The organism is Prevotella heparinolytica (genome assembly GCF_004342845.1).
Lineage (GTDB): Bacteria > Bacteroidota > Bacteroidia > Bacteroidales > Bacteroidaceae > Bacteroides > Bacteroides heparinolyticus.
The window spans coordinates 99967-122412 of the sequence record NZ_SLXB01000008.1 but is presented as its reverse complement, the minus strand read 5'-3'; the positions used below and the strand labels follow the sequence as shown (position 1 = coordinate 122412).

Sequence of the window (22446 nt, the reverse complement as noted above, 5' to 3'; positions counted from 1 at the left end):
AAGACAGTAAAACGGCTATTCTGATTGTATTACGCATAAATTTATTTTTTAGTGGGCAGAGGCACCATTGCTCTGCGCCCTTGGTTTAACTTCAAACCTTTTTCATATGCTTCGGGACCGTGCAGGTCTTTTATATCCATTTCACCCAAGTTGATGAGGATGCCCCGTGCCATGAGTCCGGCATCCTCGTTTTCAATACGTGGCAGGGTTTCTGCAGCTTTCTTTAATTCTGGAATGAACGGGCGGATGCTGTCACGTATTTCCGGGTCTAAAGATAGACATTCCAGCGAAGAGTAGCCGATTTTTCTATCTTTTTCCAAAACAGGAGTTACTAAACGCGAAATACCTTCTTGGGCTTTACCCGTATAAGCAACCGCATAGGCGGCTTCGGAAGCAATGTAAGGGTCATTGTCTCGGAGGAGATTCGACAAGGTTTGCGGGCAAGTCCTGATTTGCTTTTCTCTGGCGAGTTTGGCAAATCCCACTACTCCCCAGAAACGTATTTCCGCCAGAGGGCTTTCAATCGCTTTTTCTAATAAGGGTAGAGAGGCGGCAGTGGCCGTCCCGGCTGTTTCTATAAGCGTGTATAACGCTTCCAACGGGTATTTCTCCTTGCGAACTTTGTCATATAGGATATGTCCGGTGCGCGAGGTGGGAAGAAAAAATCCCAAGTCGTGGGTAGAGCGAATATGCTCCGATAGTGCCCGGCGCATTCTTACGAGGGTCTCGGCATATTCGGGAGAGTTGGAAAGGTCGTGCAACTCCCCCGGATCTTTTTCAAGGTCGAACAACATTTCTGCCGGATGAGCGTTGAAAGTCTGTTCCCAGTCGGGATTGGTATTATGTCCTTCTAATACCAGTTTATCCCATGCCTTGTTGGATGGCATTCCCCATTGGTAATAATTACGTAGGGCAAATTGGCGATATGGAATGTAACTGCGGATATACTTGAAACGTCCGTCGGTAACGGCTCGTACAGGCATATAATGATGTAGTTGGTTGGCTGCCAGTGCGAATTGCATTTCACGTTTTTCTTTGTTTGCGAACTTTCCGTAAAGGGCTTTGCCTTGCATTTGTTTGGGTGGCTTTACACCCGCAAGACTAAGTACGGTAGGCCCTAAATCCGTGAAGTTGACTAAACCGCATTCTTTACCCGGAATTTTATCTGCCAAATATTGCCATTTGGGTGGAAAGTAAATGATCAAAGGAACTTTCAGACCGCTTTCATACAAATATCCCTTGCCTCGCGGAACACATCCTCCGTGGTCGCTGAAAAAGAATATGATGGTATTCTCGTCTAACCCTTTTTCTTTCAAGTCTCTCAAGAAGAAGCCCAACCAAGTGTCCACATCTTGTACCGCTTCCAGATGTCCCGCATAGTCAGAGCGTACTTCCGGCAAGTCCGGTACGTAGGAAGGCAAAGAAAGCAATGCAGGATAAATGCCCTCTTTGGTGTAGTCCCGACGTCCATCTGTATGGAAAGTACGGATGCGTCCCATGTGGGAAGTTACCGTATTGAATACGGCGAAAAACGGTTGGTCTTTTTCTCGTTTGGGACTGTTGTATGAAGCGTTTGGCGCACATTCATCCCAACAAATTTTGTTATCGGTCGTGGAGTTATAGTGGGTTTTACTGTTGTTGGTGCAATAATACCCGGCTTCACGTAGGTTTTGCGGGAAGAAAATGTTTGAAGGAGTGTCGTATGGAACCGGGTGTATATCCATTCCATACGTTGTGGCATAGCATCCGGTGATAAGTGATGAGCGCGCAGCCGAACTTTGCGGGGCTACCGACCATGCGTTCATGAACTGTATGCCGCGGGCGGCTAAACTGTCGGTGTTGGGCGTATGTACGTCTTTATTGCCGTAGCATCCGAATTCGTATGCGCTGGTATCTTCGAAAGTGAGCCAAAGGATATTGGGACGTTTGTCTTTCTTTACCGCTGCTTCTGTCTGTACGGCATACAATCCATAGAAAGCTGTGCACATTAATAAAGGTAAGTGTTCCATAATAAATGAACTCTTTAAGGATATTCGATTGTTGTTGCTAAAGTAGTGATGTTTATGCTTGATAAACGCTTTTTATGTTTAAAAGTGTGCCAATATTGTTTTTAAAGCCCGCTTTTCGACAAAATTGCTACTGATTCAACGAAATTGCAGATGGTTGTGGACGTATGTAGGCAGTATATTGAATAAAAAAGGTTCAAAAATTACCTCCGAAAGCCTATCTTTGAATATTGAAATCTAAACATAAGAAAAATGAAGAACATCCTCTTTGTCATATTGCTGTTATATGCGTCGTTCTTGTCAGGACAGGTTGCTGATACGCACGAAAATCAGTTTGTTATTTCTTTACGTAGTGAAGCGGAGAATTTGTTGACAGGGTGGATGGATGCTTTTTTAACCTATCAGTGCACAAGTCCTCATCCGGCACTTGATGGAGGTGTGTTGTGTCCTGCATGTGCTCGTATGCACGGGCGTATTGGCGATGCCGTACTTCCTTTAATGTATCTGGCCGACAAAACCGGAAATGAGAAATATCTGCTTGGTGCCAAGCGTTTGATGCGCTGGATGGAGAATGTGCATCGTCCTGATGGCTCATGGATGAACGATGTACATGTTTCCGATTGGAACGGCACAACGGTATTCGCTTCCATCGCTCTCTATGAAGCCTTGCATTATCATGGGCACTTGTTGGATGACTCCACCCGCAACTATTGGAAACACCAACTGCTGCAAGCCGGTGAATTTATGAAGAATACACCCTTCATATATAGTCGTAACCGAAAAGGGATGAGGAATATGAATGTGAATTATTCGGCTTCGGCAACATACGCTTTGTATGCCATCGGGGAAATGTGCAACCGTCCGGATTTTAAAGAAGAGGCGATGAGAATTGCTGTTGACCTGAGAAGCTACTTCACGAAACATGATTTTTTTCTCTATGGAGAAGGACCGGATATATGGTCTGAAACTCTGAACGGATGCCGTCCGGTAGATTTGTTATACAACGTAGAAGAGTCTTTGCCCAATATGGCCTATTATGCAGTGATGGCTAATGATACGGCATTGCTATCACTGATAAAGCATTCAATGGATACACATCTGGAGTTTATGTTACCCGATGGTGCTTGGGATAATAGTTGGGGAACACGTAGCTTTAAGTGGACGTATTGGGGAGGACGCACAAGCGATGGTTTTATGGGAGGATATTATTTGCTGGCTTTGCATAACCCATCGTATGTAGAGGCTATCCGTCGCAATATCAGCTTGCTGAAAGAGTCTACTCACGGCGGACTTCTTTATGGAGGTCTGCACTATTGTGTTTCGGGTGTTCCTCCTTGCATCCACCATACTTTCGGGCATGCCAAGGCATTGGCTTCCTTTTTGGAGCAGCCTCTTTTAGAGATTAAACCTTGCGGAAAGTTGCCGCGTGATGCAGAGTATGGTATGAAACATTTTCGGGATATACGTACATGGCTGGTGTCTCAAGGTTCTTGGCGTGCTACATTTACCGGCTATGATGCGGAATACAAAGTAAAAGGTACCCATCCGATGGGAGGAGCTCTTTCGTTATTATGGCATTCGCAGGCAGGACCGATATTTGCTGCAACCATGAATCAATATAAACTGATAGAAGCTCCCAATATGCAGAGCAATGCCCGCAAGTATTTGATGGGAGGTACTCCCCGGCTTGAAACCGTTCAGCATGGAGTGACATATAGTAATCTGGATGATTTGGATACGGAGATAAGCTGCTGTGTGGAGAATGGCATTTATAAATTCAGGGTAAATACACACTTGGTCGATATTGACCAAAGAGCTCCTAAGCAAGGTGAAGTTTCGGTAAAAATAGATTATACATATTCGGAGCAAGGTGTCATGATGGAGGTGGAGCAGTGTCCGGATTCGGTATATCTTGTCTTACCGGTTATCGCATCGCCCGAAGAAGTAGTAAAAGTCACCCGGCAGGAGGCCTTCATAACCAAGAACAACGGGATATTGGGCATTACATGTAAGGCAGGACGTCTTGAAGTGGCGGCTACGGATGACGATGGCAGGATATTCAATCCCGTCCCCGGTTTTTCGTTTGTTCCTTTACGAATAAAACCTGATGATGCAAATAAGAAAATTAAGATTATTCTCTTTTTTCGCTAATATATTTTGTTTATTTGTCTCATAATAGATATGCGACTATGAAGATATTTCAGCTTTTGTCAGTGTTTTTAGGAGGATTATTCCCTTGTATACTGTATGCCGCTATAATGGAAGACATTCGTTTTTCCCACATCGGCTTGGAGGATGGATTATCGCACAGTACGGTTTTTGCGATTAATCAGGATAAAGAGGGGAATTTATGGTTTGCAACCTATGATGGTGTGAATAAGTATGATGGTTATAGCTTTACTGTATATCGTCACCAATATACAGACTCCAACAGCATTGCCAGTGATATTTCCCGTTGCATTACGGTGGATGATTCCAACCGGGTATGGGTAGGTACGCGCGAGGGTTTGTCTTTGTATAATCGCCATAAAGATGCTTTTTCTAATTATTATTATAAGAAAGACGGGATAAATGTAGCTGTAAACAGCATCGTTGCAATAAAAAAGGACTGGTTGATGTTGGGTACGGCAGAAGGTATTTTGCTTTTTGATGTAAAAGAGGAGCATTTTTCCAATGATACGTTGTCATCTTCTTTGTATAGATTGCAGCCTACAGCATTAGTAAGACAGGATGATAATGTCTACATAGGGGCAGAAAGTGGAGTGTATGTTTATGCTTTATCAAACGCTAGTTTGGAAAAGTTGGTAGATATACCTGCTGGTGTGAAAGTGCATGCTATTTTGTGTCAAATGTTTAATAAACTTTGGTTGGCAACCGAGGGAGACGGATTGTATTTGTATGATACGAAATCCGGTGAGTTGAAGAACTATCGTTATGCAAGCGGTAAATCCGGATTGAATTCGGATTATGTGCGCTCTTTGGCATTGGACACGGAGAACCGGCTGTGGGTAGGTACGTATGGAGGACTGAATATTTATAAAGAAGGAACGGATAGCTTCTTGTCTATCAGAAGTTCGGAAATACAAGAGGGAAGCCTTTCCCAGAATTCTGTCCGGAGTATCTTCAGAGATTTGCAAGGCGGCATGTGGTTGGGTACTTATTGGGGAGGATTGAATTATTACCATCCTTTATGCAATCGGTTTCAACGTATCAAACATGTTCCGTTCTTGAATTCGCTTAGCAATAATGTCGTCAGTTGCATTGTGGAAGATAGCAAGCACAATCTATGGATTGGAACGAGCGACGGAGGTTTGGACTACTATGACAATGTGTCGCGGCAATATAGGAATTATTTGTTCAACTCAGATAATCTGGATATACCTTTTAAAGACATCAAAACTGTGTATGTAGATGAAGCGCAAGATAAAGTCTATGTAGGAGCGCATGCCGGAGGCATGATGGCGCTACATCGGAAATCCGGTTATGTGGAGTATTATAACCGTCAGAACAGCAATTTGCCGAGTAATAATATTTACTCTATCATTTCGGACGGATATAGAGGCCTTTGGGTTGCATCGTTGGAATATTTGCTGCATTTTGATATAGAAAAGCGTCGGTTCACGATTGTCGAGAAAGATGAAAAAGGGCATAAACTACAACAATACAACCGATTGTTGTTTCGTGATTCTAAGAAACGTATATGGGCCGGAGGAGAAATGGGCATTTCCGTCTTTAACCAGATCGGCGCCTCTTTGCTTGCCAACACTGAATTTCGTATGGACTCCATGTTGAGGCAAGCATTTGTGAATTGTTTTTACGAATCTTCTTCCGGATATATGTGGATAGGTACACGCAATGGGTTGTTTGCTTTGAAAGAAGGTGAATCCAATACAATTCAATATACTACGGCAAGCGGCTTGCCGAGCAATGTTATTTATGGGATTCTGGAAGATGCATACGGACGCTTGTGGATAAGTACCAATCAAGGGTTGAGTTGTCTGAATCCGGAGAGTGGAAAGTTCCGTAACTTTACGATTCTGGACGGATTGCAAAGCAATCAGTTCAATGCCGGTTCTTATTGTCGCAAGATTAATGGAGACATTTTGTTTGGAGGAGTAAACGGTATCACCTCTTTTCGTCCTGAAACATTGATTGATAATCCGTATGCACCTAAACCTGTTATTAATAAATTGTTTATTTACAATAAGGAAGTATTGCCCAATGATGAAACCGGTATATTGAAAGAAAGTGTTGCGTATGTAAATCATATAACCTTGTCTTCTTCCCAAAATTCTTTCGCTATTTCGTTTGTCGTCTCTAATTATATTGCGGGCAAACATAATACGTTTGCTTATAAATTGGAGGGATATAATGATGTATGGTATGAGCAAAATGACATAAGTCCGGTTTCATATTCCAATTTGCCCGCGGGGGATTATACTTTTTATGTAAAGGCTGCGAATAATGATGGTAAGTGGAACGATGACCCCACTATACTTCATATTCGGATTCTGCCTGTCTGGTATCGTACTTGGTGGGCGCTTTCTTTATTCACTCTTTCGGCGGTTCTGTTCATATTTGGTATAGTACGTTTCTTTTGGTTGCGTAAGAGCATGCAGGCCGAGATACGGATGGAAAGATTGGATAAAGAGAAGCAGGAGGAAATCAATCAGATGAAGATTCGTTTTTATGTTAACATTTCGCATGAACTGCGAACACCGTTGACGTTGATTATTGCTCCTTTGCAGGAATTGCTCAACCGTATCAGCGGGCATTGGGAGCATGAGCAACTATTGTATATACAGCGAAACACGAGCCGTTTGTTGCATTTGGTCAATCAACTGATGGATTTCAGGCGGGCCGAGTTGGGTATCTTTGAACTTAGAGTCGTATATTCTAATGCGTATAAACGGGTGTTGAATAGTTTCTTGAATTATGAGAGCTTGGCCAAGAGAAAAGATATTGACTATAATTTCTATACGGAACTACAAGATGAAAATGTCCTTTTCGATGAGAATTATCTGGATTTGATTGTGAATAACCTGCTTTCGAATGCTTTTAAGTATACAGAAGTGGGTGAGAGCATTACGGTGAAGTTATATATAGAGAACGATGACCTTGTGTTGCAAGTTGCCGATACGGGGATTGGTATTCCGGCAGAGAAACAAAAAAAGGTTTTTGAACGCTTCTACCAGCTTGAAAATGGTCGTGAGGGGAGTGGAATAGGGCTTTCTCTGGTGCATAGGCTGGTTGAATTGCATCATGGTCGGATTGCACTGCAAAGTGAAGTCGGAAAGGGTTCTGTCTTCTCTATTTATTTGCCTCAGAACAAGTCTGTGTATGCGCAGGAAGAGTTGCTTGATGGAAGTGAGGATATAAGGAAGCAACGCGTCTATTCCACCAATGCCCATGATGTATATATAGGTGACGAGGAGAAGTCGGATGAAGAGAATGTTACGGATGTTGAAGGGGGGAAGCGAGGAACAATCCTGATTGTGGAAGATAATAAGGAATTGAGGAAATATCTGGTCAACAGCATGGTCGACTTATTCAATCTGCTGGAGGCGGAGAATGGGCAAAAGGCAGTGGAACTCCTGAAGGAACAAGAAGTGGATTTGATTATTACGGATGTTATGATGCCTGTAATGGATGGGGTTAAATTGTGTAAGTGGGTGAAACAGAATTTGCGCACTTGCCACATCCCTGTTTACATGCTGTCGGCAAAAGCGGATGTAAAATACCAGTTGGAAGGTTTGCATGTTGGAGCCGATGATTATATAGCCAAACCTTTTTCTCTTGAAGTCTTGAGGGCTAAGATACTGAATGCGCTACGTACGCGTTACCGTATTTTCGAACGCTATTCCAATACGACGGAAGTGGAACCGGAAAAACTTACGAATAACACGATGGATGAAGAGCTGTTGCGAAAAGCCATTGCCATTGTTGAAAAAAACATGGATAATGTAGAGTTCTCCACGGAGCAGTTTGCGCGTGAGATGAATATGAGCCGCTCGAATTTGCATTTGAAACTTAAAGCCATAACCGGGAAATCTGCTATCGACTTTATTCACAAGATACGGTTTAATCGGGCTTGTCAGTTGTTGAAGGAAGGGAAGTATTCTGTTTCGGAAATAAGCTTTATGGTAGGGTATAATACACCTTCCTATTTTGCGGCTCGTTTTAAGAAGTATATAGGTTGCCTGCCTACGGAGTATGGAAAGAAGTGACATGGGGTGTATATGAGAAATTTTATTGCTTTATTGGGGGTTGCGGGTTTGTTCTTATCGGTTGCATGCAGGCAAGCAGATTTGTATAAGCCAGCCATATATGAGGAGAAAACTACTGTTCGGTTCGAGGATAAGGCTGTCCGGCTTTTCAGATTGGTAAATAAGAACGGAATGTGTGTCAAGGTGACGAACTATGCGGCTTCTTTGACTGATGTTGTTGTCCCTGACAGACAAGGAAATTTTGAACATGTAGTGTTGGGGTTTGATAGTGTGGAGCATTATTTAGGGAAGCATCCTAAATTTGGAGCTACGGTAGGACGATTTGCCAATAGAATCAGGAATGCGGAATTTAAGTTGCAGGGGCAAGTGTATCATCTGGAAAAGAACAATAGAGGGTATTCCATTCATGGGGGTACAAAGGGATTCTATCGGCAAGTATTTGAGACGGATACGTTTTATACGGTGAAAGACACGGCCATCGTTGTATTCAAGTATAGAAGCGTTCATCTGGAAGGAGGATTCCCCGGAAATTTGGAACTTTCAATAGCTTATAAGTTGACCAACCGGAATGAGATTGTGTTAGAGTATACGGCTACTACGGACAAGCCTACCGTAATAAATCTTACGAACCATAGCTATTTTAATCTGGCCGGATGCAAGGAGGCCGTATCGAATCATATTTATATGATAAAGGCCGATACCATAACTCCGGTAGATTCCATGGGGATTCCCACAGGAGAGTTGGTTGCGGTGGCGGGGACGGCGTATGATTATACTTCTCCGAAACCGGCAAAGATGCGTATGGAGGAAGAAAGAAAAGGGTATGATGTCAATTATAAATTGAGTAAGTTGCCCGGTGTGCTTGAATTGGCTGCTGTGGTAGTCGAACCCATATCGGGGCGGGTATTGAAAGCATATACCACCGAACCGGGCATGCAATTTTATATTCCGGATTCGAATATGGATTATCTGGCCGGTCACGGCGGACGGATTTATGGAAAATATTACGGGTTTTGCCTTGAGATGCAGCATTTCCCTGATTCTCCCAATATTCCCCACTTCCCGACAACCAGCCTTCTGCCGGGCGAGGTTTACAGGCAGGTCACCGTTTATAAATTTGAAACAACATCCGAATAATATATTAATTTACTAAAAACGAATTGATTATGAAGCGAAGTACATGGAGAAAGTGTGTATGTATGATTGGATTTTCCCTGTTTGTTATTACAAATTTAAATGCCGTATGTATGGATAAATACAAAACGCCGGATGGTCCGGTGAAGAAAACAAGAAGTGCTACTTTTATTTACGAGAACGATAAAGAATGGGAACCTGCCGGTGAAGGCGTGACCAGACAGATTATGGGTTATGACGGGCAGGTGATGTTGGTTAAGGTTAAGTTTGAAAAGGGAGCCATAGGAACTCCTCATTCTCATTATCACACTCAAACGACCTATGTAGTAAGCGGTAAGTTCGAATTCACAGTGGGCGACGAGAAGAAAATTGTAGAGGCCGGAGATGGCATTTACATCGAACCGGACGTTTTGCATGGCTGTGTCTGTCTGGAGCCGGGAATTCTTGTCGATTGTTTTGCTCCGATGCGGGCGGACTTCTTAAAATAGGAGTTCGTCTTGAAAAAATCACACCAATTTCCTTTCTTCTGAAAGCTTTGAATGGTTAATGAAAAAGACAGGAAAGATAGGTCGTATATTGAAGGTGCATCAGTCCTATACTGATGTAGGATCAGTCGTATACTGAAGGCACATCAGTCGTATACTGATCCTACCCCCTCTCAGAAGGTGTTCTGGCAGGGGATTTGGATTTTCGTCCTTTTTGTCAGATGAATTTTAGAGAAAGGTAATTGATATTTACATTGTCGGCATTCTCCTCCTGCCTTGTCATGAAATCAAACAGGGTTTTACACAAAAATATCATATAATGAACAATATTCGCATGGAAAAAGAGTAAAAGTGAGAGAAACAAGAACGATACTTCCACTCTTTTTAGGGCAGTTGTTGTATGTTTGCCCCACAAAAAAATTCTAAAGTTAAACCTTAGATTAATTTATTATGTACAAATTAAAAGAATTGTTTTTAATGTTTATCCTCACTTTCGTCAGTCTGGCAACTTATGCACAGAGCCTGACTGTTACAGGTAAGGTGATTGACAGTGAAGGATATGAAGTGATTGGGGGTAGTGTTACTATTAAAGGTGCCGCCGGTATAGGTACTGTCACCGATATTAATGGTAACTATGCCTTGAAAGTGAATGATGCTTCGAAAGATGTATTGGTCTTTTCGTATGTGGGAATGACTACACAAGAAGTGAAAGTCAATGGACAAAAAACTATTAATGTGACGTTGAAGGCGGATGCCGTGATGCTGGACGAGGTTGTCGCTATCGGTTATGCAACCGTGAAACGTAAAGACCTGACGGGGTCGGTTGCTTCAGTAGGCAGCCAGGAACTCTCTAAAGTACCTGTAAGCGACGTCACCCAAGCCTTATCCGGACGTATGGCGGGTGTGATGGTGCAGCAAAGCGAAGGTGCTCCCGGAGCATCCATCTCCGTTCGCGTGCGTGGCGGTATCTCAATTACTCAAAGTAATGAACCTCTGTATATTATCGACGGCTTCCCCAGTGAAGACGGTATGTCGTCTCTCGACCCTGCCGAAATCGAAACGATTGACGTCTTGAAAGATGCCTCGGCCACTGCTATTTATGGTGCACGCGGTGCCAACGGCGTTGTGGTAATTACGACCAAAAACGGCAGCAAGTCAGGTGGCAAGGCCACTGTTACGTTCGACAGCTATGTGGGTATTAAGAAGATTGCAAAGACATTGGATGTCCTTTCGCCTTATGATTTTGTGAAGTTGGATTATGAACGCACTCTGTGGCGGATGGGTACGGGAGATGCTGGTGCCGAGGCCTTGAATACATGGGAAAGCAGATATGGCAAATATAGTGAGCTTGCCTCCAATTATGCAGGGCGTAAAGGCATTAACTGGCAAGATGAAACTTTGGGGCGCGATGCCTTTACTCAAAATTATCGTGTGGCTGTATCCGGAAAGACGGATAAGTTGAATTATAGTTTGGCCTATGCCTATTATGACGAAGAAGGCGCCATGGTGTATAGTGGCAGTAAAAAGCACAATATCTCGTTCAACATGAACCATGACCTGAACAGTTGGTTGAGCATTAATTCCCGTATCAGTTACGACCAGATGCGTGTGGAAGGTATGGGAACTTCGGAAGGGGGCGACCGTTTCAACAAGATGCAGCATATTCTCCAATATCGTCCTACTATCGGAATTAAAGGTACGGATTCCGACTTGTTGGGTACGGAAGATCCCTTGTTTGCAGATGACAGCGGCAATGTCATGCAGAATCCGTTGATTTCTGCTGCCGAAGAAACCAACAAAAGAGAATGGCGTACTTTTCAGGCCAATGCCGGCGCAACTGTCAAGTTGCTGAAAGGTTTGTCGTTCCGCAGCACAGTAGGTATGCGCTATCAAACCCGTCGTAACGATGTGTTTTATGGCGACCAATCTCAAACAGCCAAACGTTCCAGTATTTACGGAAATATCACAAACCTCGAAGGCAACAGCTTTCAGACCTCTAACGTGTTGACGTATAGATGGAAAAACAAAAAACATGATGTGACTGCCATCGTTGGACATGAATATGTGACGAAGTGGACACGTAGCTTTTCAGCAGGTGCCACGCAGTTTCCGAACGATGAAATCGGACTGGCCGACTTGTCTTTAGGAGTGCCGAGCACCCCCTCGTCCAATGAGAATTACGATGATAAACTCCTTTCTTTCTTTGGTCGTGTAAATTATACCTTAATGGATAAATATCTTTTCACGGCTTCTTTGCGTGCAGACGGTTCGTCTAAATTCGGAAAGAACAATAAATGGGGCTATTTCCCCTCTTTCTCTGCCGCATGGCGTTTAAGTGAAGAAGAGTTTATCAAGGATTTGGCTGTTTTTTCCGATCTGAAGCTTAGAGTTGGTTATGGTCTTGCCGGTAATAACCGCATAGGCAGTTATCAGAGTCTGGCTATCATGAGTTCGGTCACTGCTGCTAATGGCAATGGGGCACAAGCCGGTTATGCTTCCAAACAAGTGCCTAACCCCGATTTGAAGTGGGAGGCGAATAAGACTTTCAACTTGGGTTTGGATTTTGGCTTCTTCAATCAGCGCATAACGTTCTCTCCTGAATTCTACATTAACCGCAGTACCAATTTGCTGCTTAATGCCAAATTGCCTTATTCTTCCGGCTATCAAAATATGATGATTAATGCAGGCGAAACAGAGAATATGGGTATTGACTTGACCATTAATACAGTGAATATTGCCGGCAAGAATTTCACTTGGAATACTTCTGTCACTTTCTCCCATAACAAGAATAAAGTGAATAAGCTGACCGGCGAAAAGGTACAGTTATACTTGGCGAAATTCGGCTATGATGGTGCCGGTGCTTCTCATCAGATCGGAGTAGACCAACCATTGGGACAGTTTTATGGTTATGTAACCGATGGCCTTTACCAAGTAAGCGATTTTAATTATGATGCTTCAACCAAGACCTATACACTGAAAGATGGCGTTCCCTATCATGGCGACAAGAAGAATGTGAAGCCCGGATATTGGAAGTTCAGGAATGTGGATGGAAGCGACGATAATTTAATCACAGAAAGCGACAAGACCGTTATAGGTAATTCTTTCCCGGATTTTTATGGAGGTATCAACAATAGTTTTTCTTGGAAGAATCTTGATTTGAGCGTCTTTCTGACTTATAGCTACGGTGCCGAGGTGTTGAACGCGACAAAACTGACGAATACCAAAACCGCTCTGACCAATAAGAATGTTTTGACAATAGCCAATGAGGCCGACCGTTGGGTGACAGTGAACAATAATGGCGAATTGATAACGTCTCCTGACGAACTGGCCGCCATGAACCAAGGCAAGACGGTGGCTCATTTTGGTGATAATGGTTTGAATAATGCCTATATCCATTCTTGGGCGGTAGAAGATGCTTCTTTCCTGAAGTTAAGCAATATCACTGTTGGTTATACATTTCCCAAGCGGATTATCAATAAGATGGGTTTGACCAAGTTGCGCTTGTATGCCACAGGCAATAATTTGTTGACATGGACTCCTTATACGGGTTTTGATCCGGAAGTCTCTACTATGGGAAGTTCGTTGACACCGGGTGTCGACTTTGGTGCTTATCCCAAAAGCCGTTCGTTCGTATTTGGCGTAAATGTTGCATTCTAATTTCAGATATAAAAAGGGAACACAATGAAAAATAAAATTATATATGCGCTTGGCGCACTGATGCTTGTAGGATATACTTCGTGTGACTTGACAGAGAAACCTACTTCGTTCTATGAAAAAGATTCCTACTTCGTGACGGAAGACAAAGCCAGAATGGCTGTTGTCGGGATATACGATTGTATTGAAACTCAAAAATATTACGGGCAGAATATCATGCCGTTCTTCGGTTCGGATGATATGTTTATGGTGAGAGGTGTCGGTTCTGATGGAACCCGTCGCGATATATCTCATTATAAGTACAATTCGGCCAATACATGGATTGCTTCTATCTGGCAATATGCCTATCAGGGCATAGACCGGGCCAATGTGGCGATTACTTGTATCGAAGGCATGCCGGGATATGCTGAAAAAGAAAGTTTGCAGGAGTTGGTTGCTCAGGCAAAGTTCCTTCGCGCCTTCCTTGCTTTTGATTTGGTCAAGTTTTTTGGCGACGTGCCATTTAGCACGGAATATACTAATGGCTATGAGAATACGACTAAGCCTCGTGTTGAACGTGAGCAAATATACGACCGGATGGTTGAAGATTTGAATTTTGCAAAAGAACATTTGAAACCGGGCAGCGAGGTAGCTTCTTCCGAAGTGCCTTGCCGTGGTGCGGCACGTGCCTTGTTGATGCGTGTTTATCTGCAGAGAGCTGGTTATAGTCTGAATCGTGCGTCTCGTAAACTCACCCGTCCGGCTGATTCTGACCGTAAGTCCTATTTTGAGGCCGTTATAAAAGAATGGGAAGCTCTGAAAGCCGAAGGGTATCACGGTTTTTATGCCGGCGGCTATGAACAACTGTTTATGAATTATTCCCGATTGGTATTGAACAATCAGGAAACTCTTTGGGAAATAGCCTTTGAACCCAATCAGGGTGAGACTGACAATGCGGGAATGTGGGCCACTTACAACGGACCGCTGGTAGATGCACCGGGTAGTTACTCCGGCACAAGCAACTATATAGGGCGTGCCAATGCTTTCTTTACGGTTCTGCCTTATTGGAAGTCTTTCTATGAGGCGAATGCGGACGGCAGTGCGAAAGACTTGCGTCGTGATGTGAACTTTGTGGATTATGCTATTAAATGGAATAAAAAAACAGAAACGCAGGAAAAATCATATACCTGCAATGAAATAGCCAAAAGTCTATATAGGTATCCGGGCAAATGGCGCAGAGAGTGGATGGCTTTGGGATTTGTCGACCCGAACAATACCGGTGTCAATTATTCTCCATTACGTTATGCCGATGCCGTTTTAATGGCTGCCGAGGCTTATAACGAAACGGGCAATACCTCCGAAGCTTGGAAACTATTGAATGATGTACGTGTTCGTGCCGGCGCCACTCCGATAACTTCCGCAAACTATTCAAGTTTGATGAAAGCCCCTAAAGTATATGATTTATCCTTTATTGCAGATGATGACGATGCCGGAAAGTTTCGTACGGCTCTTTATTGGGAGCGTGCTTTTGAGCTGTGCTATGAAGGTCAGCGTAAGTACGACCTGCTTCGCTGGGGCATTTTAGAAGAAGCCTTGAAAGCAGCACAAACTTATATGGAGTCTTGGTATCCGGGCGCTGACGAACATATCAATAAGGCAACTTTAAAGAGTTGGAATCCGAAGGCTTGGGCAGAAAGCAATTATGTAGCAGGCCATACCTTTATTGCAGGAAAGCATGAACTGTTTCCCATTCCATTGGTTGAAATCCAGTCTAATGCGGCTTTGAACGGTGAGAATAATCCCGGATACGAATAACTCCTCGGTTGTCCGGGAGTGAATGATATACTTTCGAAAAAAGAAGAAATTTGTTAATGGAGAGGCTGTGAAATGAGACTGATAGTCTCTCCATTATTGTATGCACAGATGGTATTTTATACATAAATAGAGCATACGAGGAAAATGATAACTTATAAAATATTTTTATGAAGAAATTTGTGTTGTTTTGTTGCACGGTGGTTGCATTGCAAGGACTTTTTGGCTGCTCATCCGGTCAGACTAAGGACGGCTACGGTTGGTTGAAGAATGCAATAGACACATCAGTGAAACAATTGGAGGAGACAGTTGCAGATGTGGGAGATTCTATTTTGTTACCTCGTTCTATTTGGACGGGATATGATATGGACTTTCTTTGCAGCCAATTACAAAGAGACCCGGCGACTTTTAAGGACTCTTTGAGAGTAAAGCCCGTAAAAGAAGCCTTGGGAACCCGACGCTATTGTGCCTCCATATATGATTGGACAAGCGGATTCTTTCCGGGAAGTTTATGGTATGCATATCTGTTGACGAATAATGAAGAACTGAAAACAGATGCTGTGAAATATACAAACTATCTGTATCCGGTTCGCGAGTATAAAGGTACACATGACATCGGTTTTATGATGAATTGCAGTTTTGGAAATGCCTATCGTATATCTCCTTCAGATAGCGTCCGTCAGGCATTGATACAAACCGCAGATAATTTGTGCGGACGTTTTGATTCCAATATCGGTTGCATTCGTTCGTGGGATTTCGGGAAGTGGAATTTTCCTGTGATTATCGACAACATGATGAATCTGGATTTGCTGTTTTATGTAAGCCATCTTACCAACGATTCAAAATACAAAGAAATAGCTCTGAGACATGCTGAGACAACTTTAAAAAATCATTTCAGAGATGACCAATCATCCTACCACGTAGTAAGTTATAATAATGACGGTACTGTTGAACTGAAGTGTACGCATCAGGGAAAGAATGATGATTCGTCGTGGGCGCGTGGACAGGCTTGGGCAGTATATGGATATACTTCCTGCTATCGTGAGTCGAGGGATACCGTTTTCTTGAAGCAGGCTGAAAATATAGCGGCACTCATTATGGCACGTGTAAAGACGAATGACGATATTCCTTTGTGGGATTATGATGCACCCGATAGGCCTGATACACCCAGAGATGCTTCTGCGGCTTCTATTACAGCTTCTGCTTTGATAGAACTCGGCACATTGGTAAAGGACGGGCAAATCTATCTTGATTACGCAGAGAAATTGTTGAAATCTCTTTCTTCGGATGCTTATTTGGCGAAGACGGGCACTAATCAAGGGTTTATATTAATGCATTCCACGGGTTCGCTTCCTAACGGCTCAGAGATTGACACTCCTCTGAATTATGCCGATTATTATTATCTGGAAGCATTATACCGTTATATGCAAGTAAAGGGGCTTACATATAAATCGCTTTAATTTAATTTCGATTTACCATTACCATGAAAGTAATAAGATATATTTTAGGTGTCGTCTTTTTGATGAGTTCCGTATGTGCGGAAGCGCAACAATTGCGTAAAGAGGCTTTCGACCTGTTGAATCTGGATTATCCGGGTTTGGAAAAGGTAAAAGCAGCATGTGCACGGCAACAGTGGAGTGAAGCATCTCAAGCTTTATTGGACTATTACCGCCATCGAAGCGGTGTAATGCATCCTGATATTGATTTGAAGAATATCAAGCTCTCTAAAGAAGAACAAAAATGGGCTGATGATGCTTTGGAGCATACTTTCTTTGTACATAAAGGATATCAACCTTCCTATAATTACGGCAAAGACATCAATTGGCAGTATTGGCCCGTGCAAGACAATGAACTGCGTTGGCAGCTGCATCGCCATAAATGGTTTACTCCGATGGGAAAGGCATATCGTCTTTCGGGAGATGAGAAGTATGCCAAAGAATGGGCATATCAATATATGGATTGGATCAAGAAAAATCCATTGACACAAGTAAAGCAGGAAGAGTATGAGTTGGTGAGTGCCGGTGAGGTGAAAGGGATTGCCGAGAATGTACGCTTTGCATGGCGTCCGTTGGAAGTTAGTAATCGTTTACAGGATCAGACATTGCAATTTCTTTTATTTGTAAGCTCGCCTGCGTTCACTCCGGAGTTTCTGACAGAATTTTTGGTGAATTATCATCGCCACGCATTGCATATTCTGGCCAATTATTCAGCTCAAGGCAATCATTTATTGTTTGAAGCCCAGCGCATGGTATATGCAGGCGCTTTCTTTCCTGAATTTAGAGAGGCTTCTGCATGGAGAGAGAGTGGCATCAGTATCCTGAATCGTGAAATAAAGAAGCAGGTCTATCCTGATGGAGGGCAATATGAGTTAGATCCCCATTATCATTTGGCGGCAATCAATATCTTTTGCAAGGCCTTGCGTATGGCGGATGTGAATGGTTTCCGCCAAGAGTTTCCCGCAGAATATGTGAATACGGTGAAAAACATGATTGAGTTCTATTCCAATATCTGCTTTCCTGATTATAGTAATCCTTGCTTCAGCGATGCAAAGAGGGGAGAACGCTCTGAAGAGATTCGGAATTACAAGGATTGGCTCAAGATTTTTCCGGATTGTGAATGGATACGCTATTATGCAACAGAAGGTCGGGAAGGTTCTCCTTTACCCTACCTTTCTCATGGAGCTCTGACATCCGGATTTTTTACGTTTAGAAACGGATGGAAGCAAGATGCTACGGTTATGGTAGTGAAGGCCGGTCCGAAAGGAGAATGGCATTGCCAACCGGATAACGGAACTTTTGAACTTTGGTATAACGGAAGGAATTTGTTCCCTGATAGCGGTTCTTATGTTTATGCAGGAGACGCTGAAGTGATGAAGCTTCGTAATTGGTTTCGTCAGACTTGTGTGCATAATACATTGACTTTAGATGAAAAGAATCTGCAAACCACTGAATCTGTTACCAAACTTTGGAAGTCGGAAGGTAATGAACAAGTTTTGGTCACTGAGAATCCGCATTATGACGGCTTGAAGCACAGGCGTTCCGTATTCTTTGTTGACCGGACATATTTTGTCATTGTAGATGAGGCTGTTGGCGATGCGAAGGGAACTGTCAATTTGAATTATAATTTGTGCGAAGGTGCTGTTGAGGTAGATGGAAAGAATAACATGCTGATTTCTTCTTTTGAAGGACCAAGCAATGTGAAACTGCAATGTTTTGCAGAGAAGAAAATGACATTGAAAGAAAAAGAAGGTTGGCGTTCCGTTGCATATCGCCAGCGCGTGCCTCGTACTGCCGTTTCATTCAATATTGATAAGAAAACCTCGGATGCGGTGCGCTATATTACAATTATCTATCCGGCAAACAACACTATGACTTGTCCTACATTCAAGGCGAAGTTTCTGAATAAGTCTTATGATGAGAAGGGCGTAAGAGTAGAAGTGTCTGTCAATGGCAAGAAACGTCGATTAGAGTGTTTCTGGTAACGAAATGCTTATTCTCTTGTTAGGGAAGTTATATGATATTTAGAATCTGTTTTAATTTCCCTAAAGGATGTTTTTAACATCTTCAGAGTTTATCCTAAGTCTTTTATCTGTTTTCATGAAGAACATTACTCACTAAGTTCTGTCTGAAAGCAGATAAAAGACCTAAAGAACAAATCAAAGAGGAAAGCTGGAATAAATTCAAAATGGATTCGTTTTCTTAGATAAGGGTGTCGTTTCTATTCACTAAAGGAATCCTATAAAAAGCTGAAGAAGTATAGCAACCTTCTTTATTCGGAGAAAGAACTTTATAAGACATCGTTTTTTGCATAAAACTCTTATTTAATGGACAATGTTAACATCTGAATTGTGTAAAAGTGTGAATTTGTGAAACATTATTTTTACCCTTTTATAGATGTTTGTTGTATGTTTGGTTCATAAAAGATTCGATGTTAAACCTTAGATTGATTATGATTATGCATAAAATTAAAGGAATTATTGGGCTTATCCTCACTTTTACCTGTATGGTAACATTTGCGCAAAACATAGTGGTTGTAGGTAAAGTGACTGATAGTGAGGGCTATGAAGTGATTGGCGGTAGTGTCGTTTTGAAGGGGTCTGTCGGTATTGGGACGGTTACCGATGTGGATGGTAATTATTCTTTGAAAATAAATAATGCATCTACCGATGTATTAGTGTTTTCGTATGTCGGAATGAAGTCTAAAGAGGTAAGAGTCAATGGGCAAAGTGTAATAAACGTAACATTGGAAGCGGATGCGGTTATGTTGGATGAAGTAGTTACCATTGGTTACGCTACTGTAAAGAAAAAGGATTTGACAGGTGCTGTTTCTTCTGTAAGTTCAAAAGATTTGGCAGCAGTTCCTGTGTCTGATATCGCTCAAGCATTGAGTGGTAAAATTGCAGGAGTGCAAATTATCCGTTCGCAAGGCTCGCCGGATGCAGATGTTTCCATAAAAGTACGTGGGGGAACTTCTATTACTCAAAGCAATGAGCCTCTTTATATAATTGATGGATTCCCTAGTGAAGATGGTTTAAAGGGAATAGAGTCCAGTGATATTGAATCTATCGACATTCTGAAAGATGCTTCTTCAACAGCTATTTATGGAGCAAGAGGAGCCAATGGCGTTATTCTTGTGACAACCAAAGGAGGAAAAACTGAAAAATTCAATATAAATTATGATATGTATGTCGGTTTGAAAAAAGTGAACAAAAGATATGAGTTGCTGAATGTGAAAGATTTTGTAAAATTGGATTATGAGCGGGCTGTGAATGAACCCGATGTAATGCGTGATTTTATAATACCGACTTATGGCACATGGAATGAATTAGATGATTTATATGGCAATCGTAAAGGAATTGATTGGCAAAAAGAGGTTTTTGAACGGCGTTCTGCAATAACTCGGCAACATAAAATTACGCTCAGCGGTGGTAATAAAACTTCTCAATACATGCTTACTTATACGCGTAATGATGATAAAGGTGTTTGGTACGGAAGCGGATTGAAGCGAGATAACTTTCGTTTAAAACTTAATCAGGAAGCCAATTCTTGGTTAAACTTCTCCACGAACATTAGTTATATTGATGAAAAAACGGAAGGATTAGGCACGCTTCAGGAAGGAGGCTCTTTCAGTCGTATGCAACATGTTATCCAATATAGACCTACTATTGGTAAAAATGGTAATGATGAGCAATTATTAATCGATGATGATGATCCTGTGTTGTTATTAGAAGGTGCGAGCCAGATGCAGAGCCCGATAGCTTCGATTGAGAGTGAACAAAGGGATAAACGTAATCGCATTTTGTCTATTAATGGGGATGTGCAAATTAAAATCTTAAAAGATTTATCATATCGTGGCACCATAGGCCTTCGTAAACGTACTATTAATACGAATATTTTTTATTCAGAAAGATCTAAGCAAGCAAAAAATGCGGGTGCACCTTATGGCTGGAGAGAAATAGAAGAACAACAAAGTTTTATGTATAATAATGTTGTTACTTGGAATAAAAAATTCAATAGAAAACATCAATTGACTTTGGTGGGTGGTCAGGAATTTATTCAATACAAGACAGACTATTTAAAGGCTGGTGCACGTAAGTTTGATAAGATTAATTTTGGCTTGGCGGATATGTCTTTGGGGGCTAGTCCGGATAAGGTGATAACAGAACTTGGTAGTGATAAAATGCTGTCATACTTTATGCGTGGTAATTACAGTTTTAAAGACAAATATTTATTTGCAGCTTCTGTACGTGCTGATGGTTCTAGTAAGTTTGGATCTAACCATAAATGGGGAATATTTCCGGCAGCTTCTTTTGCATGGAGAGTTTCAGAAGAGAATTTTATTAAAGAATGGGGCATTTTTTCAAACTTGAAACTCCGGTTGAGTTATGGTACGGCAGGAAATAATAGAATAAACAATTATTTGAGTTTGTCAAAGATGGGGTCTGTATGGATTCCATACAACGGGATAAATACAGTTGCGGGTTTTGTCAGTAAACAATTACATAATCCGGACTTGCAGTGGGAAACAAATATAACTTCCAATTTCGGACTTGACGTGGGCTTCTTGAACCAGCGCATTCAATTGAGTGTAGATTTGTATAATATTGAAACTAAGAATTTATTACTCGATGCTCCGATTCCATTGTTGTCAGGATACAAAACCATGATGATTAATGCGGGAAAAACTAATAATAGGGGGATTGAAGTAGCTGTAACCATACATAATATACAGACAAAGGATTTTAGCTGGAGTACCAGTTTGAATCTTTCTCACAATAAAAATAAGGTGAGGGCGTTGTATAATACAGATTATATGGAGATTGTATCTAATTGGGCGCAAACTTCTGAATTCAATAAGAGTGATTATATAATTCGGATAGGACAAGCATTGGGGCAAATGTATGGATACCGTTTAAAAGGTATTTATACCGTAGATGACTTTAATTATGATGCAGGACGGAAGAAATATGTAGTAAGAGATGGAGTTCCTTATGATAAAGACTATTATCCGAAACCCGGATATTGGAAATTTGAAGACGTAGATGGAAATAAAGAAATAACAGCAGATGATAGAACTGTCATTGGTAATGCTAATCCAAAGATTTATGGTGGATTGACAAATTCTCTTACTTGGAAGAATTTCGATTTAAATCTCTTTTTGAACTTTTCAATAGGTAATAAAATATATAGTGCCAATAAGATGTATTACACTAAATTCAATAATCGTTGGAGAAATACTTTGCAAGATGAAGGAATGCGCCGTTTTACGGTTATCAATACAGAAGGTGAGTATATCATGAATGATCCAATACAGCTTACTGCTGTCAATCAGGGACATGATTATGTCTCAGTAGAAGGGAGCTCCAACTTGTTTTTTCACTCCGGATATGTAGAAGATGGCTCTTTTCTTAAAATTAATAATATTTCTTTAGGGTATACGCTCCCGAAAAGCCTGACGAGGAAAGTAAAGCTGTCTAATGTGCGTTTCTATGCAACCGGTTATAATCTTTATACATTCACTAAATATTCAGGATACGATCCTGAGGTTAATACTTATTCGAATAAGGGGTTAACGCCGGGTATTGATTGGGGTGCATATCCATCTGCGGTTTCGTTTGTGTTTGGAGCAAATATCGCTTTCTGAATATTA

At 41.9% G+C, this 22446-nt stretch carries 10 protein-coding genes; 9 read left to right on the top strand and 1 reads right to left on the bottom strand.

The genetic code is table 11. The annotated features are described in order from the left end of the window. Positions 1–41: 41 nt before the first annotated feature. Positions 42–2009 (bottom strand): sulfatase family protein, encoded by a 1968-nt coding sequence (locus EV202_RS06095; RefSeq protein ID WP_131926100.1) that lies wholly within the window; start codon positions 2007–2009, stop codon positions 42–44. Positions 2010–2258: 249 nt separating this feature from the next. Here EV202_RS06095 and EV202_RS06090 point away from each other — a divergent pair, with 249 nt between their 5' ends. From EV202_RS06090 to EV202_RS06050, 9 genes are all read left to right on the top strand, one after another. After that, the gene (locus EV202_RS06090; RefSeq protein ID WP_131926098.1) at positions 2259–4157 is read left to right on the top strand and encodes a hypothetical protein; all 1899 of its coding nucleotides are present in this window, start codon (positions 2259–2261) and stop codon (positions 4155–4157) included. A gap of 38 nt (positions 4158–4195) precedes the next feature. Next, on the top strand, positions 4196–8233 hold the full coding sequence (locus EV202_RS06085; RefSeq protein ID WP_131926096.1) for a two-component regulator propeller domain-containing protein: 4038 nt from the start codon (positions 4196–4198) through the stop codon (positions 8231–8233). Positions 8234–8245: 12 nt separating this feature from the next. Next, a complete protein-coding gene (locus EV202_RS06080; protein ID WP_131926094.1) occupies positions 8246–9370 on the top strand; it encodes an aldose epimerase family protein in 1125 nt (374 codons plus the stop codon). A 29-nt stretch (positions 9371–9399) separates the two neighbouring features. Next, the gene (locus EV202_RS06075; protein ID WP_207903434.1) at positions 9400–9855 is read left to right on the top strand and encodes a cupin domain-containing protein; all 456 of its coding nucleotides are present in this window, start codon (positions 9400–9402) and stop codon (positions 9853–9855) included. Positions 9856–10302: 447 nt separating this feature from the next. Further along, positions 10303–13509 carry a SusC/RagA family TonB-linked outer membrane protein gene (locus tag EV202_RS06070; protein WP_131926092.1) on the top strand — a complete coding sequence of 1069 codons (3207 nt, stop codon included), beginning with the start codon at positions 10303–10305 and terminating at the stop codon, positions 13507–13509. Positions 13510–13533: 24 nt separating this feature from the next. Next, complete coding sequence (locus tag EV202_RS06065) at positions 13534–15300, top strand: RagB/SusD family nutrient uptake outer membrane protein (protein ID WP_131926090.1); 1767 nt, start codon at positions 13534–13536, stop codon at positions 15298–15300. A 167-nt stretch (positions 15301–15467) separates the two neighbouring features. Next, positions 15468–16757, top strand: coding sequence for a DUF4995 domain-containing protein (locus tag EV202_RS06060; RefSeq protein ID WP_131926088.1), 1290 nt, complete (start codon positions 15468–15470; stop codon positions 16755–16757). A gap of 23 nt (positions 16758–16780) precedes the next feature. Then, a complete protein-coding gene (hepC, locus tag EV202_RS06055) occupies positions 16781–18778 on the top strand; it encodes a heparin-sulfate lyase HepC (protein WP_131926086.1) in 1998 nt (665 codons plus the stop codon). Positions 18779–19251: 473 nt separating this feature from the next. Beyond that, positions 19252–22440, top strand: coding sequence for a SusC/RagA family TonB-linked outer membrane protein (locus EV202_RS06050; RefSeq protein WP_131926116.1), 3189 nt, complete (start codon positions 19252–19254; stop codon positions 22438–22440). Positions 22441–22446 lie beyond the last annotated feature (6 nt).